Source organism: Phenylobacterium sp. (assembly GCF_041691455.1).
GTDB lineage: Bacteria > Pseudomonadota > Alphaproteobacteria > Caulobacterales > Caulobacteraceae > Phenylobacterium.
Genome location: NZ_JBEPUO010000020.1, coordinates 44,069 through 64,823, shown reverse-complemented (window position 1 = coordinate 64,823; position 20,755 = coordinate 44,069). Strand labels below are relative to the sequence as shown.

Genomic DNA, 20,755 nt, shown 5'->3' with positions numbered 1-20,755 from the left:
CCGACCCCGGGGCGCGGGCGGGCGCGCCCCCCCCACCCCCCCGCCGGGGGGGGGGCGGGGCGGGCGGGCCCCCCGCGCGCGCCCCCCCGCCCCCCCCCCCCCCCCCCCCTCGACCGGGGCATGGAAGACATCGTGGCCGACGACCTGGAAGTGACCGGCGAAGAGGTGATCCGCACCGATGTCGCCACAGGCGCCGAGACCAAGCTTGTCTCCTTCCAGCTCCGAACCCGCCGCAGCGTCTTGCCGATCGAGCAGGCCCTGAACGGCCTCGATCCGGCGGCCTACAGCTTCGCGATCAACGGCAAGTCGGGCCGGGCTGCCCTGGTGGTGCGTGGGTTGACCGCCACCGACGACGAAGACCGGCTGGTTCCCGCGGTGCGCCTGATCCGGCCCGAAGCGCGAACCCTCACCCCGCTGAAGGCCTTCGAGGAATCCGCCTGGGAGACGGCCGACGAAGCCGTTTGGCGGCAGGCCTGGACGGCCGAGATCGCCGAGGCCGACCCCTGGGTCCGCCGCCAACTGGTCCTGGTGACCGGCCTCCTGCTGCCGATCTGGACCAGCCTGCCCGACAAGCGCACCTCGGTCCGCCGGGTGAGGGCCCCCGATGGACGGCGCTGGCTGGGCCGGGCGCTGGATCCCGCGCAGGTCACGCCGCTGAAGATCGCGCTCGGCCTGACCGATACCGCGACGGTCGTGGGCGATGGAACCGTCGCCGCGCGGCTGGTGCTGGACGAGGGCGCTTCGGTGGCCCTCACCGGCGGTCTCTGGCTGCGCCGGACCAAGGTGATGGACCGACCCAGGCTGGAGATCGTGGGCGCGTCCGCCCAACGGACGCTGTTCACGGCGATGGGATGTTTCGTGGAGATCATCGCCTACACGCCGCGGGTGTTCGTCCCCATCGATCGGCCGCAGGTGCTGACCGCGATCCTGGCCAAGTGGCCGGCGCAGTCGATCTTGCCCAAGGCGGCTTAGCGGGGCGAGGCATTGAGGCCTCCGCGAGGGGAAGAGACTCCTGCGGCTCTTGGGACCTCGCCACCGTCCGGCCGCCGCCACAAGGGGCGCTGCGCTCAAAGCCCTTGTGGCGGCCGCCGGGCCGGCGGCGCGAGGCGGTCAACGAGCCTACGGGCTCTCCCCGCCCTCACGAAAAGGACCCTCCGATGTCTCTCTACCCCGCAACCCCGCTGACCGGCGATCTCAGCGCCTTCGAGGCCCTGGCCCTACAGCTCGACGATCCGCGTCCCCATCCGACCGAGGACGCGCTTTGCCATCTCGGCCATGCCGTGATCACAGAACTCCTCGACGTGATCGGCGACACTGCTCTGGAGGACTTCCAGGCCCTGGTCTCCGAGACCGTGATCGGCGCCTTCCACTCGGCGGCTCAGCGCATCGACCGCGATGCTGACCGCGCCCGCGACAGCCTCAACAGTTTGATCCGCGACTTCGACGGCTCCGAGGTCCTCGACGTCGAGATCCAGGAAGCCACCCAGAAGGCGCGTGCCGCCGACGTGGCCGTCATGGCGCTGGAGATGATCCGGGATACCGCCGCCGCCAGCTACGCCACCGCCACTGGTGAGGTCTGGACACCCTGGAAGGGCACCGTCCGCGCGTCGCGCACCACGGCCGCCCTGATCGAAGGCCGGGACGCGCTCCGTGCCCACAAGGCCGCCAAGCACGCCGCCGCCTATCCCGGCGCGACCATCGTGGCCTTCCGCGCTGCCCCCCTGGCCGACACCGTTGAAGACGCCGGTCGGATCTTCGACGCCCTGAACTGGGCGCGGCAGACTTGGCCGGACATGGCGCTGGCGACCTCCAACACCAAGGGCGCCGAGAAGCTGGCCATCAAGTGGGCGCAGCAGAAGGCCGTCACCCTGGTCCTGTCCAAGGCCGACTTCGATCGCAACGGCCGCGCCGCGCCATTCCGCGTGAACGATGACCTGATGGCTCTGGAGCCGGTCTGTGTCCTCACCCTCGCGGCCTCCTTGAACCCGCAGCGGAGCGACGCTCGGGGTCCCTTTGGGCCGGCCCTCAATCTCGACCAACGCGCCGAGGAGGCCGGGGTCCAGCGTGTCCGCATCGCCGCCAAGCGTCCGCCCGGCTAGGGGTGGACCTGCTCACACGCTCACGCTCCGCAATAAAATGGCGGAACGCCGCAAGCAATGTTCACCGGATGACCGCCATTAACTCTAAGTACCTGTTATTTTTGGTGGACGGTGAATATATCCATCTTGCCAAGCCGTGTTTCTGCCCCGAATTATTCTACTGGGGCGTGTCAGGTGTTGGAGTACAGCGTATGGCGACGGATCATGTAGAGCCATTCCAACGGGCGCTCGCCGAGCTTCGAGAGCGTCTGCGCGAGGGCGGTTTCCCGCCCGGGACGCGCATCGCGGCCACAGAGGTCGCCGACACCCTGAAGCTCAGCGCGACCCCGGTCCGCGAAGCGCTCTCTAGGCTGGCTGGCGAGGGCCTTCTGGAGGATCGCCGTGGCCAGGGCTTTTTCCTTCGGCCGCTATCCGGCGTCGACATCGCCGACCTCTATCGGCTCGGCTTGACCCACTTGACGATCGCTCAGGACTCCCACCGCGAAAGGGTGACTCGTCAGGGGGTTGAGCCGGTCGAGGCGCGTTCGGAGGCGCTGGGGAATCCGGTTCGTTACATCGAGCGGCTCTTCATGGATTGGGTCGCCGAAGCCGGAAGTCGAGCGCTGACCGCGAGCTATCGCACCTTGCAGACCCAACTCGGTCCGGTCCGGCGTTTCGAGGCCGCTATCATCGAGGACTTGGCACCCGAAGCAATCGAACTCGTCGCCTTGAGCGCGCCCGATCTGGTAGCCGCGCGCCTGCCGTTGATCCGCAAATTCCATGCTCGGCGAATAGGGTTGGCGGATCGGCTGGCGGCACTGGCTTATCAGGAGCCCGAAGCGCCTAAAGTATAGAGTCGATATAGTTTGAATATAGACTCCGGAAAGCGCTGCATGGGGCGTCGCCAACCCGGCGACGAGACCAAACAGGAGGTTGAAATGTCCAAGCGCAATGAAACCCCGCCCACCCCGGTGCGCATCTCGCGCCTGATCGTCGCCGGCGGCGCCAAGGCCCGCACAAACACCGGCGGCGGCAACCGGGCGATCGAGGACTTCGTGTTCCTCCCCTACAACCCGTGATCAAGTCGGCGGTCGGCGCGCCCACAAGCGCGTCGGCCGCCTGGCCGCCATGACAATCGAGACCTTCCTCCCTTGGCCAGTGCATGCGGTACGCATCGGCGACGACATCGTCTTTCTGGATGCCGCCGCGGATCGTTACCTCTGCTGGCCCAACGCTGACGGACTGTCCCTTTCAGATGACCGCCGGCGTCTGGCGATCTCCGACCCTGAGGCCTTAATCGACCTGGAGTCCGCCGGACTGGTCTCCCGCGTCGAGGGCGCGATGGGCCCATTTTGCGTCCCACCCGAACCCGTAGCGGACCTCTGGCCCGATCGGAACAGCTCGGCCCGCCGCGGCGACACTTGTAACCTCGTCCGGGCCTCCTACGACGCAACGCTCATCTATCCGCGGCTGAGCTTCGCCGACCTGCTGGCCTTCGGCGGCGCCCGCGCGCGCGCCGCCACGCCGGACGCCGAGCCAGGACCAGAGATGTGCCGTCTCGTCGCGGGATTTCATCGCTGGGCATACTGGACGCCAGCGCCGGCGAAATGCCTGATCCGCTCCTTCCTGCTACTTCGCCTCTTACGGCGCCACGGCCTCGACGCGCGCTGGGTGTTTTCGGTCAGGACCTGGCCCTTCGAGGCTCACTGTTGGCTCCAGGCAGGCTCCACCGTCCTGGACGACGCTCGTGATCGCCTCGTCGCCTATTATCCGATCCTGGTCGTCTGACCGTGGGCGGCTTCCTGGCCTTGTTCTGGAATGCCGAAGACGACCTTGCTGCGAGTGAAGCCCGCGCGGTGGAGGCCAGGGTGACCGCGACGAGCGGCTGGACATCCATCCATCGCGACGCGGACGTTCGCATCTGGGGACGCGGCCGCAAACATCCGACGGTCTACGGCCAGGGTTCCGTGCTGGCGGTCGGAATCTGTCTGCGGCATGGCAGCTGCGAGCCGGTTCGCGTCGCCGACCTGCATCCACATGTTACGGCGCGTGCGACGGCAGAACGGCTTTGCCGCGAGTCCTGGGGCGCCTACGTCGGCCTCTTGCAGGATGGCACCACCCGCAGCCTTTTCCGCGACCCGTCTGGCGGCCTGGAATGCTTCACTTGGTCTATTGGACGGGTCCGGCTTGTGACCTCGCAGGCAGGCCCCCCGGACGCGGGACTCTTCCCGCCCCGGGCCACATTGAACTGGGACGTTATTGCGTCCTGGACCGTCGATCGCGGGCAAGGCGCGATCGCCTCCGGACTGGACGGCATCGAGATCGTTCCGCCAGGTTGCCTGTTACGGCCCGGGGCGGCGGAAAGGGGGCCAACCCTGATCTGGCGGCCTTCGAAGGTCGCCTCGACATTCGATGGCCGCGACGTCGCGGAGGCTCTCGTCGATTCCGTCGGGCTTGCGGTCGAAGGCCTGATCGGAGCCCACGACCTCGTCCTGGACGAGTTGTCCGGCGGTCTCGACTCCGCCGTTGTGGCCGCCAGCATCGTCCAGCGTGGCCTCGCGCCCCGCGTGGCGACTTGCCTCAATTACTTCGGCGACCGCGCCGAGAGCGACGAGCGTCGCTACGCGCGCGCCGCGGCGGAACATCTAGGCTTGCCTCTGACCTGCGTTGCGAAGCCGGTGAATGCCTTGACGGAGGTTGACTTCGTCGAGGTCGCGAGAGGTCTGCGGCCCGGCTTTCCGGCCACCGATCCGGCCCGCGACCGAGACACCGCTGCCCGGCTCGAGACCTCCGGGGCGAGCGCCCTGGTCACCGGCCATGGCGGCGACCTGGTCTTCTTCCAAATGCCCACACCCCTAGTCGCGGCCGATCGGCTGCAGACCGACGGACTGCGAGGGCTCTCGGCCGCGTACTTGGGCGATGTCGCCCGGTTCACACGTAAGCCCGTATGGTCGATCCTCGGTGGCCTCGCACGGCCCAGCCGGCTGGACCTCTACAAGCAATCCGAATTGATGCGCGGCGCCTACTCGGCCCCATTCGCAGTTGATCCGTGGACGGAGGACACAAAATCGCTTCTGCCAGCGAAGCGCCTTCAGGTGACGAGCCTATTCAGCGCACAACTCGCCCGCGGCTGGTCGCGGCGCGAAGCCGCGGCCGACATCCTGAACCCGCTGCTGGCTCAGCCCGTGGTCGAATTCTGCCTGGGTCTGCCGGTTTCGGTTCTGGTCGAAGGAGGACGCGACCGGGCCCTCGTACGCCGGGCGTTCCGCCATCGCCTGCCGGCACTGCTGGTGGATCGCCGGTCCAAGGGGGAGCTCAATGCGCACTACGGTCGCATGATCGCCGCCAGTCTCGGCTACCTTCGCCCCCTGCTTTTGGACGGATGTCTCGTTGAGGCGGGACTTCTCGATCGCCCGGCGCTGGAATCGGCCCTGACGCCCGAACACCTGATCCTAGATCGCAGTGCGAGCGAAATCCTTTTCGCCGCCGTCATCGAGAACTGGGTGAGGTGGTGGCAGACCCGGGTTCCGGACTCTCCGCAGGCGTCGCGACCGCGACCTTGACGGGCCGGTCCAGGTTATCGGCGAGCCAGGCCAAGCCGCGGCGGTAGGCGTCACGGACGTTGCCTGGGCTGTAGAGAATATGCTCCTCGCCCCAGTAGGTGAGCAGAACAGCGTCGCGGTCCTGGCGAAAGAGGGCCGAGAATATCTCTTCCCCCTGGGCCATCGGGACATGGTCCTGATCGCCCTGGATGATCAGCAGCGGGGTGTGAATCCGGTCCGCGTGGAAGACCAGGGTATCGCGGACATAGCGTGCCGGATTCCGCCAAGGTGGACCGCCCATGGCGCCCTGCGAATCCTCCGCCCATCCGATCTCGCCTGAGATTCCGGTGCCCTCAGACGAATCCACGCGCGCCGAGGCCTGGAAGCTTCCCCACATACCCACCATGTCCATGGGGCCGGCCATCTCGATGGCGGCCCGGATGCGATTGGTCTGGGTGATAATGGCCACCACCCCGTACCCACCAAGGCTGTGACCCCAAAGCGCAAGACGTCGGCTATCGAAGGCGCCGGGATACTGCGCCGCCGCGGCGTCCACGACCTCAAGAACCTTCGCGCCGACGCCAACGGAAGGCTCTTCGCCCTGGGACAATGGCAAGCTCGGCACGAGGACGGCGTAGCCGGCGCCAAGGAGCACCGGGATACTAGGGGTCATGTAGCTCTCGCCATAGTCCGCCAACGTGGATGGCGCCGCGCGGCGCTGGCCGGGATAGGGGACAATCACGAGCGGTGGGGCTGCGCCCACGGCGCCCGGCGCGGGCAGATAGAGCCAGCCCCCAGGAGCGCCGCCCGAGGCTGGAGCCGATGTGCGGACTGGGATGGCCCGCAGCGGATCGACATCGCGCTGGCGCAGGTTCGCGGCGTCAAGAAGGGTCCACACCGATCCTACTCTGAGATTGAGGCGTGTGACGCCGCGGGCGTCCACGCTGATCGCCGCGAATTCGCCGCGCCCCGGCGCGGCGGCCTGGACGCGGAACGAAGTGTCCGGAAGCCTGACCGCGGCGGAGGTTGCCACCGGGCTCACAGCGCTCAGTTGTGCGACCCCGCCGTTCGTGGACTGCAAGGTCACCTGCTCCACGGTGACCGGCGGGTTCGATCCTAGGCGGGCCTCCCAGAAGGGCGACGTCGGCATCGCGCGCACGTCGTCTCCGACCTTCAGCGGCGTCGCACCCGTCGCGGTGAATCGCCAAGCATGGCCGTTTGCCACGCCGATCGCGCTGTCGCCCACCGGCTGCAGGTTGTCGGGAACCGCGTCCAGCCCCTCGGTGAGAACTCTCGTCCCCCCATCCATCACGGCGATCCAGTCTTGTCGCCCAGCGCGACGCACAAGCACTGCGGGGACCTCCCCGAGCCAGGCGGCCCGCGCGCCCTCCGGACGCTCGTGAAGCACGGGTTTGGCATCGCCTAGTGCAAGAACTTCCATCTGGCCTTCCGAGGACACAGTCGCCAGCCGCCCCGCTGACAACGGGGCGCCGTCCGGCCGCGCGAATGCGAGCAAGCGGCGACCGGAAGCCGACCAGCTCAGAAGCTCGCCAGACACGTCCTGGTCCGGACAGGGGTGCAGGACGTGGTGGTCTGCGAGATCCACGATCCCAAGGCGTTCATGATGCCACGCCGTGCCGTTCGGCCCCTGGACCGGCTGATCTGCGGCCAGACGAATGTCCGCGCCGGCTTCAGTGAATGCGATATGGCGTCCGTCGGGCGCCACCTCGAGGTCCTCAATGTCTCCCGTGGCCAGCGTCGTCACTCGCCCCGACGCAACGTCGGCGAGGACCATCCGGCTCGGCGGCTTCTTCGGCCGCAGACCGAAGTAGCGCCCTGCGCCGATTGCGGTGACCGAAACCTCGCCGCGCTGAGTAGCCGCCCAGCGCCCGGGCAATTCCCGGCGAGCGCCGTCGCTAAGTTTCATGACCAGCGGCAGGCTCTCCCGGGGACGATCGATCGCCACCAGCTGGCCGGGTCCACGCCATTGAACCGTGCGGTTCCGGAATGGGAATTCGGGGTCAATATCGAGCCACCGGAGACGGCGGGTGGCCAGGGTGACCACGCCCAATTGCCACCGACCCCGCCGTAGGCCGTAGACCGCCACCAAACGTCCGTCCGGCGAGAATGGCCCCAAATTGACGCCGACAGGATCGCTCGCGATCAGTGGACGCACCTGCGGCGGCTGCAACAGGTCCACGAGGCGTAGGCGGTTCTCGAAGACCTCATGCCGAGCCATGCTCGGAAAGCTGGGCGCATCGACGCGGGCGACCCGATGCTCGTAGGCGAGCCACCGGCCAGATGGATCAAACGCAACCTGGCCAAAGCTCTCCTGGTGAACCAAGTCCTCGACGGTGTAGGGGCGCGCCGCAGCTGGCGAGCATAACGCCGCCAGAACGGCCGCGAAGGCTGCGATCGCAAGGTTGCGCCCGGCCCAGGGGCCGAGACGGCTCACCACGCCTTCACCAGTCGCAGAGAGACGAACCGTCCAATGGGGTCGGCGTTGGCGGGGTCGTATCCAACGTTCGCCGGGGAGTCGTAGAAGGGCGGCTTGCGATCGAATACGTTGCGCACCGACAGGGTGGTCGAAACGCCCCCGAATCGGCTGGCCTTCGGCGCGGCGTATCGCAGTTGCAGGTCCGCGGTCCCCTGGCTGTCGACGTCCTGTCCAAGAGGCCCTTTATAGGCATTGACGAAGTTCAGGGCGAGTTGGCCGGTGAAGGATCCGCGGGTCGCCGCCGCTGTCGCCCGGCCCCGAAACCGGACGGGGAAGTTGGCGACATTGACCTCGCGGATCGAGCGGGAGGTCGGCGTCAGCGCCGCGTCGTACCGGTCGAGATAGGCCCCATTGGCGTCAAACTGCAAATGGGTGGCGCCGACATCAAGGCTGTAGGCCACCTGTGCGTCTACGCCGGACACATGCAGAGCGCCGGTGTTCACGTATCTCGCATCGACGATGGCGGTGTAGGTGGTGGGGGGAAAGGCCGAAAGGCCCCGATTTTCGGGCGCGGCGATCAGAGTCTGCACCTTCGCCAAGTCCGCCGCGTTGGTCGCCGGCGAGATGAAATTGACGAACGAGGAATAGGCGGGATCGCTTAGGACGGTTCCGAGCGCGGTAAACACAGGCCGGTCGATCCTGCCGGTGAAATTCGTGTCGAACCAGCTCGCCGAGATCCGCAGGCCCGGGACGGTGTGCGGCACCCAATCGAACCCGACGCTCCAGGATTTGGCGGTCTCGGGCTTGAGGGTCGGGTTTCCGTTTTGCAGCAGGACAACAAGCTTGCTGCCCGCCGAGCCCATCGGCAACTGAATGGGCGCGAAAAACGCCTGTCCGAATATTTCAGGCAAAGAGGGCGCCCGGAATGACGTGCCCCAGCTGGCGCGCACGTGCAGGTCCGAGGTCGGCGTCCAGATCAGTCCGTACTTCGGATTCCGAGTCGTGCCGAAGTCGCTGTAGTGCTCGATCCGGCTGGCGACCGACAGGTCAAGCGCGCCGATCGGGCTGTCGGCATCCAGCAGCGGCGCACGCAATTCGGCATAGCCCGCCACCACATTGCGCCTGAAGGCGGAGGGGGTGCTCGTGGTGGGCGTGGTGCCTGACGTGAACCGAGCGCCGCCCTGGCTGTATTCCTCGCGTCGCGCGTCCGCGCCGAAAGCCGTGCGCAGCGGGCCTGCGGGAAGCGTGAACAGCGTGCCGTCGAACTTGATGTCGCCGCTCGTCACCCGGTCGCGAGTCTCGTTTTTCGAGAACCCTTCGCCGATGAAGGCGTCGACGGCTTGACTGTTCACGCTCCCCGAGGCGAAGGGGTTGAAGTAACCGTCCCGCGCCGCGCTGTACGCCGTGGCGGGATTGTCCGCCGTCGTTCCGAGCGCTTCCGACAACGCGGTCGTGTTCACAAGGTTGGTCGTTGTAAAGCGGCTGTGGTCTTCGGCGTAGGTCGCGTAGGCCGAAATGTGCCAGTCGCGCGGCAGGCGCAGGTCGGCGCCGACCGAGGTCTCCAGGCTTTCGCTTGAGCCTTTCTGCTGCTCGGCCGGCAGGTCATCGCCGAAGCTGTAGTCGATCGTCTCCGACGCCGCGCCGATAGGCGACACGAAGAACGGGTTGCCGCGGGTCACGGTGAAGCCCGAGAAGTTGGAACCGATGGGCAGTCGAAACCGACGCCGTCCCAGCGTGAGGTCAGCGGTGAGGTCGAGCCGGTCGCCCAAGGATTGGTTGGCGCTGGCGTAGACACTGTCGGTCACCTGGCGCGGCAAGAGCGCCGATTGCGCCAAGGGCTCCCCGAAATTCTTCGTGCCGGCGACAAACTGGCCGGGCGTCAGTCCCACTCCATTCTGTCCGTTGGGGATCGCCCAGAACGGGATCGTCAACCCCGGCGTCGAATTGACGATGTTGCCGGGGTGACTGAAGGCGATGCGGCGATCGGTTCCGCCTTCCGGTCGCAGGTCCGCGGTCGCGGAGAAAGACCGCTTGGCGGCCAACAGATCGCCCCGCTGGTCGTGCTCCAGCGCCATCGTAACGCTGCCCCCGGTCCAGGTGCGGCCGAAGACCTGTGAGAATTGGAACTGCGCTGGGCCGCCCTGAGTGGCGACCCCATCGGTGATCTGCGTTTCCGCGCCCTGAAAGTTCCGCCTCAGGATGACGTTCACCACGCCGCCGACAGCATCAGAGCCATACAACGCCGATGCGCCATCCAGGAGAACCTCGACCCTCTCCACGGCCGCCGAAGGCAGGGTGGAGATGTCGCCGAAGTCGCCGTTGTCGCCGGTGCCGGCAAGGCGGTGGCCATTGATGAGGGTCAGAGTCGCGTTCGGACCGAGACCGCGAAGGTTGATGCCCGAGGCGTAAAAGCTGTTGGAGCTGGAGCGGTCCGAGGCCAGCGCGGTTGGCGTCTCGGCTCCTGCGCCTGCAAAATTCTGGGGTAGGACCTGCAAAGCTTCCGCCACCGTCTGGTAGCCGGAGCGGTCGAGGTCCGCGCGGCCAATGACCTGCACCGGCGACGGGCTGTCTGTAACACCTCGGATGTGGGTTCCCGTGACTTCGATTTCGCTGACCGTCGCGGAAGTCGGAGCTGTTGGCGTCGCCTGATCGAGGGCGCCGGGCGTTGATTGCGTCGCGACCGCGTGATTGGGATCAGGGGCGAAAGGGCGGCCACCCGCCGTCCCCTGCACCCGGTTTGGACCCGGCATGACCGCGGCGGTCGGCGGGACTGGAGTCGCCGCCCGCAGCACGACGATCGAGGGGCCGGTCCGGCTGATGACAATGTCAGAGGACCGGATCATGCGGGCGAGCGCCTGCTCCGCGGTGAGGTCGCCATCCACGGCCGGAGACGTACGACCGGCGACGAGACGAGGCGTGTAGAGCAGTTGCTCGTGGGTCTGACTGGCCAGAGTGATGAGCGCCGCGTCCAGTGGCCCGGCGGCGATGTGGATGGCGTGGCTCGTCTGCCCGAGCGCCGGCGAGGCCGCGACCAGCGCGGTGAGCGCCAGGCCGGCGAAGAGCTGGGCGCGGAGTCCGGAATCCCGTTCGGTCCGTAGCGTCATGTTTCCCCCGGGACGATCCCGTAGGGTCCGCCGACCGGAGTGGTCGGAAACGCGGCCGCTACATTTGGTCGTCTACTAGGAATGCCGCACGCGGACGGGGCATACCCTGGTCGCTCCCTGAAAATATTTATGCGCCGGGTGTGGGTTGGCGCGGGCTCAGTCGGATCGCGCCTCCGGGGTCGGCAGAAGACTGGAGGTCGAATTCCAGGATTACCGCCGAGACGAACGAGGAAGTGTCACCGGCGTCGAAGACCCCGGAGAGGGGCTGCCGGGCTAGGGCTTGCGGGCCTGACAATTCGATCTTGTGGGCAGCGTAGCGGTTCACTTCGGCAATGGCGTCCTGCAGAGCCATGCCGTGAAACGTCAGCCGTCCAGACGTCCAGCCAGCGCTCTCATCGGCGTCCGTGACCCGGGGCGCCGTGATCCCAGCCGGCGTAACGGTTAGCTCCTGGTTGGGCGCCAGCGTTGCAGCCGATGGGCCGTTGGCCTGAACGACACGGACGCGGCCTTCGACCAAGGTGACCTTCACCGCGTCGCCGTCGCGCCGGACATCGAACTTCGTGCCGATCGCCCGGACGCGGGCCCCATCGGCCTCCACCACGAACGGTCGCGCCGCGTTGTGGGCGGCTTCGAAGAACGCCTCGCCGCGGGCCAACACCACCCGGCGCTCATCGCGCCGGAAACGGACGATGAGTCGACTGTTGGTGTTGAGTCGCACGCGAGAGCCGTCTTGCAGGACGACGAGCCGCTGCTCGCCGACCCGAGTCTCGTAGGTTTGGGGCAGACCGACGATCCAGAAGGTTGCCGCGGCGAGCACTACGACGGCCAGCGTCGCGCCGATGGCGAAGGGGCCGACCCCAAAGAGACCGGCCATTCGGAGCCGGGGCTTCGCTGGTCGCTTGCGCAAGGCCGCAGCGGTCGCGGCCTGAATGTCCGGATCCTTGGCGAGGCGCTTGGTGGCCTCCCAGGTCGCCTCGATATCGGCGTAGGCCTTCGCGTTTGCGTCGTCCCGTCGCCAAGCCGCAAATTCGTAAAGGGCGGCCGTGGTTACAGACCGCTGGCTCAGGCGCATGAACCAGGCCGCTGCCTCCAGGTCCGTCGGTGACGGATTCGCTGTCAGGTCGCTCATTGTGACCTCCGCCTAATCCCGCAACAGGACTTTGCAGATCGCCAGCGCCCTAGTCATCCGTTCCTCAACGGTTTTGACCGAGACCCCGAGCCGTTCTGCAATCTGAGCATAGGTCAGAGGCGTGAAGCTTCTCAAGAGGAACACCTCCCTGAGTTGTGGAGGCAGAGCCCGTATGATCTGTTTTTGTAGGAGCGCCTCGGCAGCGTCGGGCGGGGTCACTGCCGTTTCGGTGGCTTCACCCTCCCCCACCAAGATTGGTCGGACCGCTTCGCGCCGAAATTGATCGCGGGCCGCGCAGATCGCCACGTGGACCAGGAACTTCCGCGGTTCTCTGATAGGCATTCGCGAGCTGACAGCCCGGACGAACGTCTCCTGGGCGATCTCCTCGGCGGCTTGCGGGCCAAAGCGTCGGCGGAGAAAACTCTTCAGCCAGTCGCCATGCCGACGGTAGATCTGGTCAACGTCACCCGAACTCTGAGGGGCCGAGCCAAGATCAACTCGCGCGGGATCTTGGTTGGAAACGGACAAGCGCGGCTCGCCCTACTGAATAGGGCGACAACGGAGATATATCTCACGAGCCGCTACCAAATACACACTGACAGTGTGTAGAGCCAACTGCCCGTTACCGCAACCATTGCGGGGTGGACCTCGACCCAGACCTTGTCGCGCTCGGACGCGGGATACGACGGTGCCGCAAAGCGAGCCGCCTGGCGCAAGACCGGCGAGAACGGCGAGTTCCTCTCTGTGAAGCTGGACGACCCGAGCTTCCCCGCGGCGATCTACGCCTCCCTGGTGGAGACGGACGAGACCCACAGCCTCATCTGGTCCCGCAGCCGCAGCCACTGAGCGCCGACGCGCCCCACCTCCGGGTGGGGCGCCCTCTCAGGCCGAGACGCGCTTCAGCGCTCAAAGGCCTCAGGCGTGGAACTGGCTGTCCACACTCACGAACATTGGCGCGGGCGGCAGCACGACCGGGACCACCCGTCCCGGCGTGATCTGAAACCCGTGCGGGGGCTCCACGGCCAGCGTGAACCAATAGCTCTTCTCGAGCCAATCGCCGGTTTCACGGTCCTGGCCCGACTCCTGGCTTCTCCCGGCCTCGGCATAGATGGCCTGGTCGAACGCAATGCGTTTCGCCAGGGCGGTTTGGCACTCGATGTGGACATTCCATCTGATGCGCCCTGGGTCGACCGCCGCTCGTCTCGTCAACGCGATGGGCGCGCGTCCCAAATGGCCTGCGGATTCGACAGCGGAAGATCGACCTTGAGGTCCGCCGCGATCCAGAAGGCTTTCGATTGTGTATGAACGGTGTCCAGGGCAAGCGCACCTTTGCCTCCCCGCTCGACGCCAAGATGCAGGCGTTCCAGGTCATCGAAAGTGGACAAGCTGCCGCCTACCTGAAGAAGCCCTCGGTCGCAGGCAAACGCCGGCAACGGGGTTTCTATCCGGCGAGATGAGGACGCGCGAACCGGGTTCGCACCGATGCCGCGGCGCCTAGCCTGACCGGCGCAGGTGTCTCCATTCCTCCGATGTTGTCTGTGTCCTGACTGGCTCGGTTGGGGCGCGCCGAAGGGGCGGCGGGTGGCGCGCGGGAGCCGTAGACCTACGGGTCGCGCGCACCGAGGGGAGGAGCCAGTTTAAGGGACGCGGTTGAGGGCAGGATAGCCTTGGCGGCGGCGGGTGTGCACAGACAGCGGACGTCGATGGCCGACTTCAAACTGCGCCTTCCCGATGACCTGGCGGTCCGGTTCGACGGCTGGGCGGCCGAGCGCGGCGGTCGTTCGCCGGCGTTGCGCCACCTCATCGAACAGGCCTGCACATCCGCCCCGCCGTCGTGCAATGCGCCTTGCAGGCTCGGCGTGCGGCCGATGAAACTGACCGTGCGGCTGGCGGCGGCGGACGGCCGGGGTCTCGATGCCGCCGCGGGCGAATTTGGCCTGACCCCCAACGCCTGGGCCGCTGCGCTCATCCGCCGCCGGCTTCACGCGCGACCGACATTCCGGCGCTCGGACGAACTATCGCTTCTCGCCATGCAGACCGAGCTGCGGCGCATCGGCGTCAACGTGAACCAGATCGCCCGCGCCCTGAACACCGCCGTCATGGAGGGCAAGGTCTTGGACCTGGAGCTGGCCTATCTCGACGATCTGCGCGCCGAACTCCGCGCCCATCTCATGGCGCTGCGCGAGGCCTTCGAGGGCAACCTCGCCTACTGGCAGGTCGATCCATGACCGACTTCCAGACCGTCCACGGCTTCGAGGACGCCTGGCGTCCGCCGGTGTTGCCTCGCCGCCGAACGCCGCGAGCGATCCTCTCGCCTGGTGGATCAGGCGCTGGCGATGACGCCCGCGCCCGGCTTGCCCGCGTCGCCGGCCGGGCGCCGGAAGTGATGGTCAAGGTCACGGGTCGCACCCGAGACCCCGGCCACCTGCGCGCCCATCTCCAATACATCTCGCGCAACGGCGAACTGGAGATGGAGGACCGCGACGGCGCCCTGATCACCGGCCGGCCAGCCGTGAGGGAGCTAGCCGATGACTGGAGCGCCATCGCCCTGGCCGACAGCCGCCGCCGCGCCACCGCCCCGTTCAGCCTATGCGTGGTGCTCTCCATGCCGGCCGAGACCGATGCGGCGACCGTGCGCGACGCGGCCCGCGCCTTCGCCCGCGAGGTCTTTGCTGACCGCTTCGACTATGTCTTCACCCTCCACACCGACGCGATGCATCCGCACGTCCATCTGGCCATCCGGGCGCTTGGCGATCAGGGCGAGAGGCTCAATCCGAAGAAGGCCGATCTGGAGATCTGGCGGCAGGTCTTCGCCCAGGCGTTGCGAGATCGCGGCGTCGAGGCCGAGGCGACTCCCCGGCGAGCTCGGGGCGTCACCCGCAAGGCCGAGCGCACGCCGCTGCGCAAGATCCGAGAACGACATGAGTCCGGCCGCGGCGAACCGGCGCGCGTCCGCCGCGCCGCGTACCGCGATGCGGCCAAGGCGGCGTTCACGGGCCAAACCGCGCGGACGCCGTGGGAGACGCAGCTGCTTAAACGGCAGGCCAGCGTGCGGAGCTTATACCTCGCTCAGGCGCAGTTGCTCAGCAGGTCTCCGGATCCGGCGGACCGCGCGCTGGGCTCAAAGGTGGAAGCGTTTGTTCAGTCCATGCCGCAGCCCGACAGTCAGCGCTTAGCGCTTGCTCGCGAACTCCGGGCGGCAAACGGAGCGATCAGCCAGGAGCGGGAGTCTGACGGACGAGATCGCGGCAGGTGATGGAGTCTGATTCGTTGCTGCCGTTCGACGTGTTCGGTCTTGGCGGCAATGTTGCCAGCCCGATCGGGACAATCGGCGGCTCTGATCGCTTGGGTCGGACGCCGAGTCTTGCCATGTATAGGCATCGGTCGCGTTGCGCGGGATACGCGGGGACGGACTGTGGGAGTTCTCGATGCCCAGCGCTGATACCCGGCACGTCTATCTTACGCGCTTGGAGCTGCACAATGTCCGCTCGTTCGGCGGAACCCAGGTGCTCGAACTGACCGACTCCACCGGCAAGCCTGCCCGTTGGACGCTTGTGATCGGCGAGAACGGGGTCGGAAAGACCACGTTGTTGCAATGCCTCGCTATGATGCGTCCGATCCTCGCCAACAAGCCTGACGCGGCGAATGCGGGCGCCCCCGACCACATCGAGCCCGACCTGTTCAACCGCGAAAACGACGAGATCGAGGACCTGGCCCGTGTCGGCGAGACCGAGGTCTCGCTGAAGGCGGATTTCGTGGCCGGCCACGTCCTGGGCAAGCCGGGTGGCAGGATGCAGAAGCTGGCAACTGAAGCCAGCTTCACCATGAAAGGCGAAGAACTGGACACCGTCGACCACAGCTCGATCCGAAAGCCGTCGTTTGTGGAGCCCTTGGTGATCGGTTACGGCGCGGCACGGCACGTCAGCGACCGGACTGGGGAGATCATCAACGTGCAGGACGAAGCGACGGCGTCGCTGTTCGACCCAACTCTGGCGCTCGCCGACGCCCAACAGATCCTGGAGGAACTGGACTATGCGGCGTTCAAGAAGCGCCCGCACGCCGCCGCCCTCCTTGAGTCCGTCAAGGCCGCGCTGGTCACGTTGTTGCCCGACGTCCCCAACGCCGCCGCGATCAGCCTCTATGGGCCTGCAACCCCGGGGTCCAAGGGCCAGAAGACTGGCGTCCAGATCGTGACTCCCTACGGCGAGGTCCCGCTCTATTCGCTGAGCCTCGGCTACCAAACCATGACCGCTTGGGCGGTCGACCTGGCCTGGCGGCTCTATCAGCACTTCCCCGACGCGGACGATCCGCTGGCCGAGCCGGCGATCGTCCTGATCGATGAACTCGACCTGCACCTTCACCCCCGCTGGCAGCGCGAACTTCGCGGTCACATGTCGGTTGCGTTTCCGCAGGTTCAGTTCATCGCCACCGCGCACAGCCCCTTGCTGGCGCAGAGCTACCTAGACACCAACATCGCTGTGGTGCGTGAGGAGGAGGGCCAAGCGGTCATTCTCAACGACCCCGAAGTGATCCGGACCTGGCGCATCGATGAGCTGATGACCAGCGTGCTCTACGATCTGGACAGCCCCTATTCGCCCGAGGTGACAAGGGACCTAGCGCGGCGCACCAAGCTCCTGCAGAAGACCCGCCTCTCGCCGGCCGAAAAGGAAGAGCTCGCGAGGCTGCAGGACCTGGCCGCGTCCTTGTCCGTGGCGCCGACGCCCGAAGACCAAGGGGCGCTGGACATCCTCCGTCGGGCGGCGAAGCTGATTGAACCCGTCAAACAGTGATCTCGGTCATTAAACCCGCCGCGCCGGCCGCCTTGGCGGCGGGCGTCCCGCTGACCGCCGCCAACTGCGCCGCTTACGATCTCGACCCGGCGGCCTATCGCTTGGGCACCCGGCGCTTCACTTTCGACAAGAAGGTCTACGGCCCCGCCAGCGTCAAGCAGACCCTCAAGGTCGCGCAACACCACAAGTGCTGTTTCTGCGAGGCCCGGTTTGATGCGAACCACGCCGGCGACGTCGAACACTATAGGCCGAAGGGCGCCATCACGGGGCCGGCCGGGAAGATCCGGCCCGGTTACTATTGGTTGGCCTACGCTTGGCCCAACCTGTTCTACGCCTGCGCCGACTGCAACCAGTACCGGAAGCGGAGCCTGTTTCCGCTGGCCGACGAGGCCCACCGGGCGACCGATCATCACCATGATCTGGGCGGGGAGACGCCGCTGATCCTGGATCCCTGCGGCGCCGAAAATCCACGGCTGCACATCGCCTTCAAAGGCGATGTGCCGGCCGGCGCGACGGACTTGGGGCGGGCGACGGTGGAAGCCCTGAAACTCGACCGGGAAGCCCTCAACCTGGCGCGCCGCAGCCATCTGACGATCTTGGATCGGATGCTGCGGGTCGTCGCGGCGCTGGAGCACAGCGCCGACCCCGAGCATGTCGCCCTCGTCACCGAGGCGCGGGAAACTCTACAGAACGCTGTGCTACCTCGCGCCGTATTTTCGGCCGCCGCCCAAGATTTTCTGGCTGGCCGGATTTGAACCGGGACCTGGAATTTTGAGTCTTGATCGCGTTGCAGCCTCAAGTCTGCTATTCACTCAGTACACGAGAAACGTTATATTGCATTACGGTACGATAGAAAATCGACGACTTTCCGATCACACAGATATAAACGAATTCGCCGTTCGATTGTTCGAGCTGATTGAGCGTTCCTACCGTAATTTCTTAGATGACAATTTCCCACCTATACCTTCATTTCTAGGCCACTGTCGCGTATGATAGACGTTCGCGAGAACGGAGGACTGATGATGGCCGATGGGTCTATGCCCGCAAAGCCGGTTGAGGCGAGGACGACTCCGCACCTCGACGTGCCGCTCGACAGCCCGGCGATCCGCCGGCTGATTGAAGAGGTGCGAGCCGAGACCGTTGACGTGCCGCGCAGCTACAACCGGACCTTCAACCGCCACAACCGCTGACCGGCGCGGCGGCCGTCATGCACATCGACACGGTCCTGCTGAAGGTCGCCAGCCGCTGCAATCTCGATTGCAGCTATTGCTACGTCTACCACATGGGCGACGAGAGCTGGCGGACCCTGCCCAAGCGCATGGCCGCCGACACCCAGGCGCTCGTCGCCGCGGAACTGGGCGCGCTGATGCGCGCCCAGGGTCGGCCGTTCTCGATCGTCCTTCACGGCGGTGAACCGCTACTCCTGGGGCTGCCGCGGCTTGAGGGCCTGTTCGCTGAGCTACGCGCTCAGTTGGGCGCGGCCTGCGGCATCAGCATCCAGACCAACGGGGTGCTGATTTCCGACGCCGTCCTGGACCTATGCCTCCGTTTCGACGTGACCCTGTCGGTGAGCCTCGATGGGCCGCCAGCGGTGCACGACCGGTTTCGCGTAGACCTGCGCCAGCGAGCGACCCACGGCAAGGTGGTGGCTGGGTTGGAGCGACTGAAGGCGCATACCGCGGCGGGCCGGCTGTTCTCTGGGGTGTTGTGTGTGGTGGATCCCACTTCCGACCCCGAAGCGGTCTACGACTACTTCAAGGCGCTCGACGTCCCGAGCGTCGACTTCCTGTACCGGGACGGCAACCACACGACCCTGCCGTTCGGCAAAGCGTCGGCGAGTTCAGCGGAGTATGGCGCCTGGATGTGCCGAATCCTCGACCGTTACGTGGCCGATCCGGCGCCGTTCCGAAGCCGGCTGCTCGACGACATGATGCGCCTGCTGTTGGGCGGCGCCGGGGTGAAAGAAGGGGTCGGTCTCACAGACTACGGCATCCTCGTTATCGACACCGACGGCGCGGTGAAGAAAAACGACACCCTCAAGAGCTCGCCGTTAGGGGACACCTTCGACGTCACCTGGGTGCTGGGGCGTCAGGCCCTGGCGGACATTGCCGCCAGTCCGGAGTTCAAGGCCTATCATCTGGCGCAGCGGCCGAGCTCTCCGACCTGCTACGCATGCCCGCACTTGCGGGTCTGCGGCGGCGGCATGGTCACCCACCGGTTCAAGGAGGGCGCGGGCTATGACAATCCGACCGTCTTCTGCGCCGACCAGATGCTGCTTATCGCGCGCATGGAAGCGCTGCTCGCCCCCTACCTTAAGGACCGCGCGGCGTGACCGTCGCCATGCTCGCCGCCGAGGTCCGCGCGAGGCCCTTCGCGCACGCCACCCACCCGTCGCCCCTGGCGGAGGGGTTGTGCGAGGCGGCGCTCGCCTGGATGGAGACGGATGCGCCGTGGCGCCTTCGCATCGCCAGCTTCTATGAGCAGTGGGAACTCCATCTCGCTCCGAACGCCCTTCCTGTTGAACTCAATCCGCTGCTCGCGACGGACACCGTGGACCACCTGACGCGGCTGATGTTCCAGCCGCTGGGCGCGCGGGGCCTTCGGTTGACGGAAGTAACCGCCCACAAGCTGCTGCCCGGCCAGACCATCCGCGTGCACAACGACTACCTGGCCGACGGCGAAACCCATCGCTTGCTGGTCCAGCTCAATCGCGGCTGGGCCGACGAGCAAGGCGGCCTGCTCATGTTGTTCGGCAGTGCCTCGCCGGAGGACGTCCAACGGATGCTGCGCCCCACCCACCGATCGGCCATGGCGTTCGGGATCAGCGCGCACTCTTTCCACGCGGTGTCCACGATCCAGAGTGGCGAACGCTACACCCTAGTCTATTCTTTTCAGGCCGCGCGCGGCGGCTAGGGTGACTCCGCGCCTGGATGAGCCGTGGCGGCTGCCCGGCCTGGAGATCTCCGTCGCGGTCGCGCCCCTAAATGCGGTCTGGCTCTGGCCTCTCGTGGTTGCGGCACCCCCCGATGTTGCCGCCCATGTCCGAGCGGGTGGCCTCCAACTCGCGGATATCAGGCTCACCGACAACGGCCTATTCGCCAAGGCCGCCAAGGCCATCGCTTGGGCGCCAAGCCTGGCGGCGATCGTCGCCACGCGCGTGGCTGCTGTACACCTGCTGCAGGCCGAGCCCGGCTACGACGTTAGCCATAGCGAGCCGCACTGGCGGGACCGCATCTTCGTTTCGGTTCCCGATCGTCACGATGAGGTTGGCGCACTGCGGCTCGCCGAAGGCATCATCCACGAGGCGCTGCACCTGCACCTTACCGAGCTCGATGCAATCACCCCCCTGGTCAGCGACCAGACGGGCATGTTGCCCTCGCCTTGGCGGCCGGAGCCCCGCAGCTTCGGCGGCGTCCTGCATGGGGCCTTCGTGTTCGTGGGCTTGAAGGCCTACTTCGACGCCGTCACCGCACCTTCTGATTCCTCCCTGCACCACCACCTCGAGCGGCGGCGCGCTGAGATCGCCGAGGAGTTGGGGGAGATTGATGTGGGGGCACTGGCGGCAGGGCTGACGGATCCTGGTGCTGACCTCGTACGGCGGATGTTTGAGACGCGCGACGCGGCGGCCACCGCCGAACCATGAGCATTCGGAGCTGTGGACGGATGAGGGCATTC

At 66.7% G+C, this 20,755-nt stretch carries 20 protein-coding genes and 1 pseudogene; 15 read left to right on the top strand and 6 right to left on the bottom strand.

Going from position 1 to position 20,755, the window contains the following annotated elements; translation table 11 throughout:
* The first annotated feature begins 120 nt into the window (after positions 1-120).
* From ACESMY_RS18140 to ACESMY_RS18115, 6 genes are all read left to right on the top strand, one after another.
* Complete coding sequence (locus tag ACESMY_RS18140; RefSeq protein ID WP_372786023.1) at positions 121-972, top strand: hypothetical protein; 852 nt, start codon at positions 121-123, stop codon at positions 970-972.
* Positions 973-1,157: 185 nt separating this feature from the next.
* Positions 1,158-2,099, top strand: coding sequence for a DUF2493 domain-containing protein (locus tag ACESMY_RS18135; protein WP_372786022.1), 942 nt, complete (start codon positions 1,158-1,160; stop codon positions 2,097-2,099).
* 68 nt (positions 2,100-2,167) lie between these two features.
* Complete coding sequence (locus ACESMY_RS18130) at positions 2,168-2,932, top strand: GntR family transcriptional regulator (RefSeq protein WP_372786021.1); 765 nt, start codon at positions 2,168-2,170, stop codon at positions 2,930-2,932.
* A gap of 84 nt (positions 2,933-3,016) precedes the next feature.
* Positions 3,017-3,157 carry a hypothetical protein gene (locus tag ACESMY_RS18125; protein WP_372786020.1) on the top strand — a complete coding sequence of 47 codons (141 nt, stop codon included), beginning with the start codon at positions 3,017-3,019 and terminating at the stop codon, positions 3,155-3,157.
* A gap of 49 nt (positions 3,158-3,206) precedes the next feature.
* Positions 3,207-3,866: a lasso peptide biosynthesis B2 protein gene (locus ACESMY_RS18120; protein WP_372786019.1), complete on the top strand. Its 660-nt coding sequence runs from the start codon at positions 3,207-3,209 to the stop codon at positions 3,864-3,866.
* Between the two features lie 2 nt (positions 3,867-3,868).
* Entirely contained in the window at positions 3,869-5,641 is a 1,773-nt protein-coding gene (locus ACESMY_RS18115) for an asparagine synthase-related protein (protein ID WP_372786018.1), read from the top strand.
* On the opposite strand, the gene ACESMY_RS18110 is transcribed toward ACESMY_RS18115, so the two are convergent.
* The 4 genes from ACESMY_RS18110 to ACESMY_RS18095 form a co-directional block, all read right to left on the bottom strand.
* Positions 5,568-8,075: a prolyl oligopeptidase family serine peptidase gene (locus ACESMY_RS18110; RefSeq protein ID WP_372786017.1), complete on the bottom strand. Its 2,508-nt coding sequence runs from the start codon at positions 8,073-8,075 to the stop codon at positions 5,568-5,570. The two genes, ACESMY_RS18115 and ACESMY_RS18110, sit on opposite strands and share 74 nt — an antisense overlap.
* On the bottom strand, positions 8,072-11,161 hold the full coding sequence (locus tag ACESMY_RS18105) for a TonB-dependent receptor (RefSeq protein ID WP_372786016.1): 3,090 nt from the start codon (positions 11,159-11,161) through the stop codon (positions 8,072-8,074). The genes ACESMY_RS18110 and ACESMY_RS18105 overlap by 4 nt, the downstream gene beginning before the upstream one ends.
* Positions 11,162-11,288: 127 nt before the next feature.
* The gene (locus ACESMY_RS18100; RefSeq protein ID WP_372786015.1) at positions 11,289-12,290 is read right to left on the bottom strand and encodes a FecR domain-containing protein; all 1,002 of its coding nucleotides are present in this window, start codon (positions 12,288-12,290) and stop codon (positions 11,289-11,291) included.
* Between the two features lie 12 nt (positions 12,291-12,302).
* Complete coding sequence (locus ACESMY_RS18095) at positions 12,303-12,818, bottom strand: RNA polymerase sigma factor (RefSeq protein WP_372786014.1); 516 nt, start codon at positions 12,816-12,818, stop codon at positions 12,303-12,305.
* Between the two features lie 174 nt (positions 12,819-12,992).
* Here ACESMY_RS18095 and ACESMY_RS18090 point away from each other — a divergent pair.
* Positions 12,993-13,136 (top strand): annotated as a pseudogene (locus ACESMY_RS18090) (DUF736 family protein); the annotation flags it as partial.
* 69 nt (positions 13,137-13,205) lie between these two features.
* Here the strand turns inward: ACESMY_RS18090 and ACESMY_RS18085 are convergent.
* Positions 13,206-13,520, bottom strand: coding sequence for a hypothetical protein (locus ACESMY_RS18085; protein ID WP_372786013.1), 315 nt, complete (start codon positions 13,518-13,520; stop codon positions 13,206-13,208).
* Positions 13,496-13,675, bottom strand: coding sequence for a hypothetical protein (locus ACESMY_RS18080; RefSeq protein ID WP_372786012.1), 180 nt, complete (start codon positions 13,673-13,675; stop codon positions 13,496-13,498). The genes ACESMY_RS18085 and ACESMY_RS18080 overlap by 25 nt, the downstream gene beginning before the upstream one ends.
* 318 nt (positions 13,676-13,993) lie before the next feature.
* Between ACESMY_RS18080 and mobC the strand changes: the two genes are divergently transcribed.
* The 8 genes from mobC to ACESMY_RS18040 all read left to right on the top strand — a co-directional run bounded on the left by mobC (position 13,994) and on the right by ACESMY_RS18040 (position 20,723).
* A complete protein-coding gene (mobC, locus tag ACESMY_RS18075; RefSeq protein WP_372786011.1) occupies positions 13,994-14,518 on the top strand; it encodes a plasmid mobilization relaxosome protein MobC in 525 nt (174 codons plus the stop codon).
* Positions 14,515-15,546, top strand: coding sequence for a relaxase/mobilization nuclease domain-containing protein (locus tag ACESMY_RS18070; RefSeq protein WP_372786010.1), 1,032 nt, complete (start codon positions 14,515-14,517; stop codon positions 15,544-15,546). The genes mobC and ACESMY_RS18070 overlap by 4 nt, the downstream gene beginning before the upstream one ends.
* A 133-nt stretch (positions 15,547-15,679) precedes the next feature.
* Positions 15,680-17,080, top strand: coding sequence for an AAA family ATPase (locus ACESMY_RS18065; RefSeq protein ID WP_372786009.1), 1,401 nt, complete (start codon positions 15,680-15,682; stop codon positions 17,078-17,080).
* 32 nt (positions 17,081-17,112) lie between these two features.
* On the top strand, positions 17,113-17,835 hold the full coding sequence (locus ACESMY_RS18060; protein WP_372786008.1) for a hypothetical protein: 723 nt from the start codon (positions 17,113-17,115) through the stop codon (positions 17,833-17,835).
* 282 nt (positions 17,836-18,117) lie between these two features.
* Complete coding sequence (gene yhhA, locus ACESMY_RS18055) at positions 18,118-18,270, top strand: YhhA family cyclophane-containing RiPP (RefSeq protein WP_372786007.1); 153 nt, start codon at positions 18,118-18,120, stop codon at positions 18,268-18,270.
* A gap of 17 nt (positions 18,271-18,287) precedes the next feature.
* Entirely contained in the window at positions 18,288-19,412 is a 1,125-nt protein-coding gene (yhhB, locus tag ACESMY_RS18050) for a cyclophane-forming radical SAM/SPASM peptide maturase YhhB (protein ID WP_372786006.1), read from the top strand.
* Positions 19,409-19,993 (top strand): cyclophane-containing peptide 2OG-Fe(II) oxygenase YhhC, encoded by a 585-nt coding sequence (gene yhhC, locus ACESMY_RS18045; protein ID WP_372786005.1) that lies wholly within the window; start codon positions 19,409-19,411, stop codon positions 19,991-19,993. The genes yhhB and yhhC overlap by 4 nt, the downstream gene beginning before the upstream one ends.
* Position 19,994: 1 nt before the next feature.
* Positions 19,995-20,723, top strand: a complete 729-nt coding sequence (locus tag ACESMY_RS18040) for an HEXXH motif-containing putative peptide modification protein (RefSeq protein ID WP_372786004.1) — start codon at positions 19,995-19,997, stop codon at positions 20,721-20,723.
* The last annotated feature ends 32 nt before the right edge of the window (positions 20,724-20,755 follow it).

What these genes read in the sequence shown, in the direction of transcription:
- ACESMY_RS18120 (WP_372786019.1), top strand. Translation starts at nt 3,207, where the DNA reads ATGACAATCGAGACCTTCCTCCCTTGGCCAGTGCATGCGGTACGCATC.
- ACESMY_RS18130 (WP_372786021.1), top strand. Translation starts at nt 2,168, where the DNA reads ATGACCGCCATTAACTCTAAGTACCTGTTATTTTTGGTGGACGGTGAA.
- ACESMY_RS18070 (WP_372786010.1), top strand. Translation starts at nt 14,515, where the DNA reads ATGACCGACTTCCAGACCGTCCACGGCTTCGAGGACGCCTGGCGTCCG.
- ACESMY_RS18140 (WP_372786023.1), top strand. Translation starts at nt 121, where the DNA reads ATGGAAGACATCGTGGCCGACGACCTGGAAGTGACCGGCGAAGAGGTG.
- ACESMY_RS18135 (WP_372786022.1), top strand. Translation starts at nt 1,158, where the DNA reads ATGTCTCTCTACCCCGCAACCCCGCTGACCGGCGATCTCAGCGCCTTC.
- mobC (WP_372786011.1), top strand. Translation starts at nt 13,994, where the DNA reads ATGGCCGACTTCAAACTGCGCCTTCCCGATGACCTGGCGGTCCGGTTC.
- ACESMY_RS18125 (WP_372786020.1), top strand. Translation starts at nt 3,017, where the DNA reads ATGTCCAAGCGCAATGAAACCCCGCCCACCCCGGTGCGCATCTCGCGC.
- yhhB (WP_372786006.1), top strand. Translation starts at nt 18,288, where the DNA reads ATGCACATCGACACGGTCCTGCTGAAGGTCGCCAGCCGCTGCAATCTC.
- ACESMY_RS18105 (WP_372786016.1), bottom strand. Translation starts at nt 11,161, where the DNA reads ATGACGCTACGGACCGAACGGGATTCCGGACTCCGCGCCCAGCTCTTC.
- ACESMY_RS18100 (WP_372786015.1), bottom strand. Translation starts at nt 12,290, where the DNA reads ATGAGCGACCTGACAGCGAATCCGTCACCGACGGACCTGGAGGCAGCG.
- yhhA (WP_372786007.1), top strand. Translation starts at nt 18,118, where the DNA reads ATGCCCGCAAAGCCGGTTGAGGCGAGGACGACTCCGCACCTCGACGTG.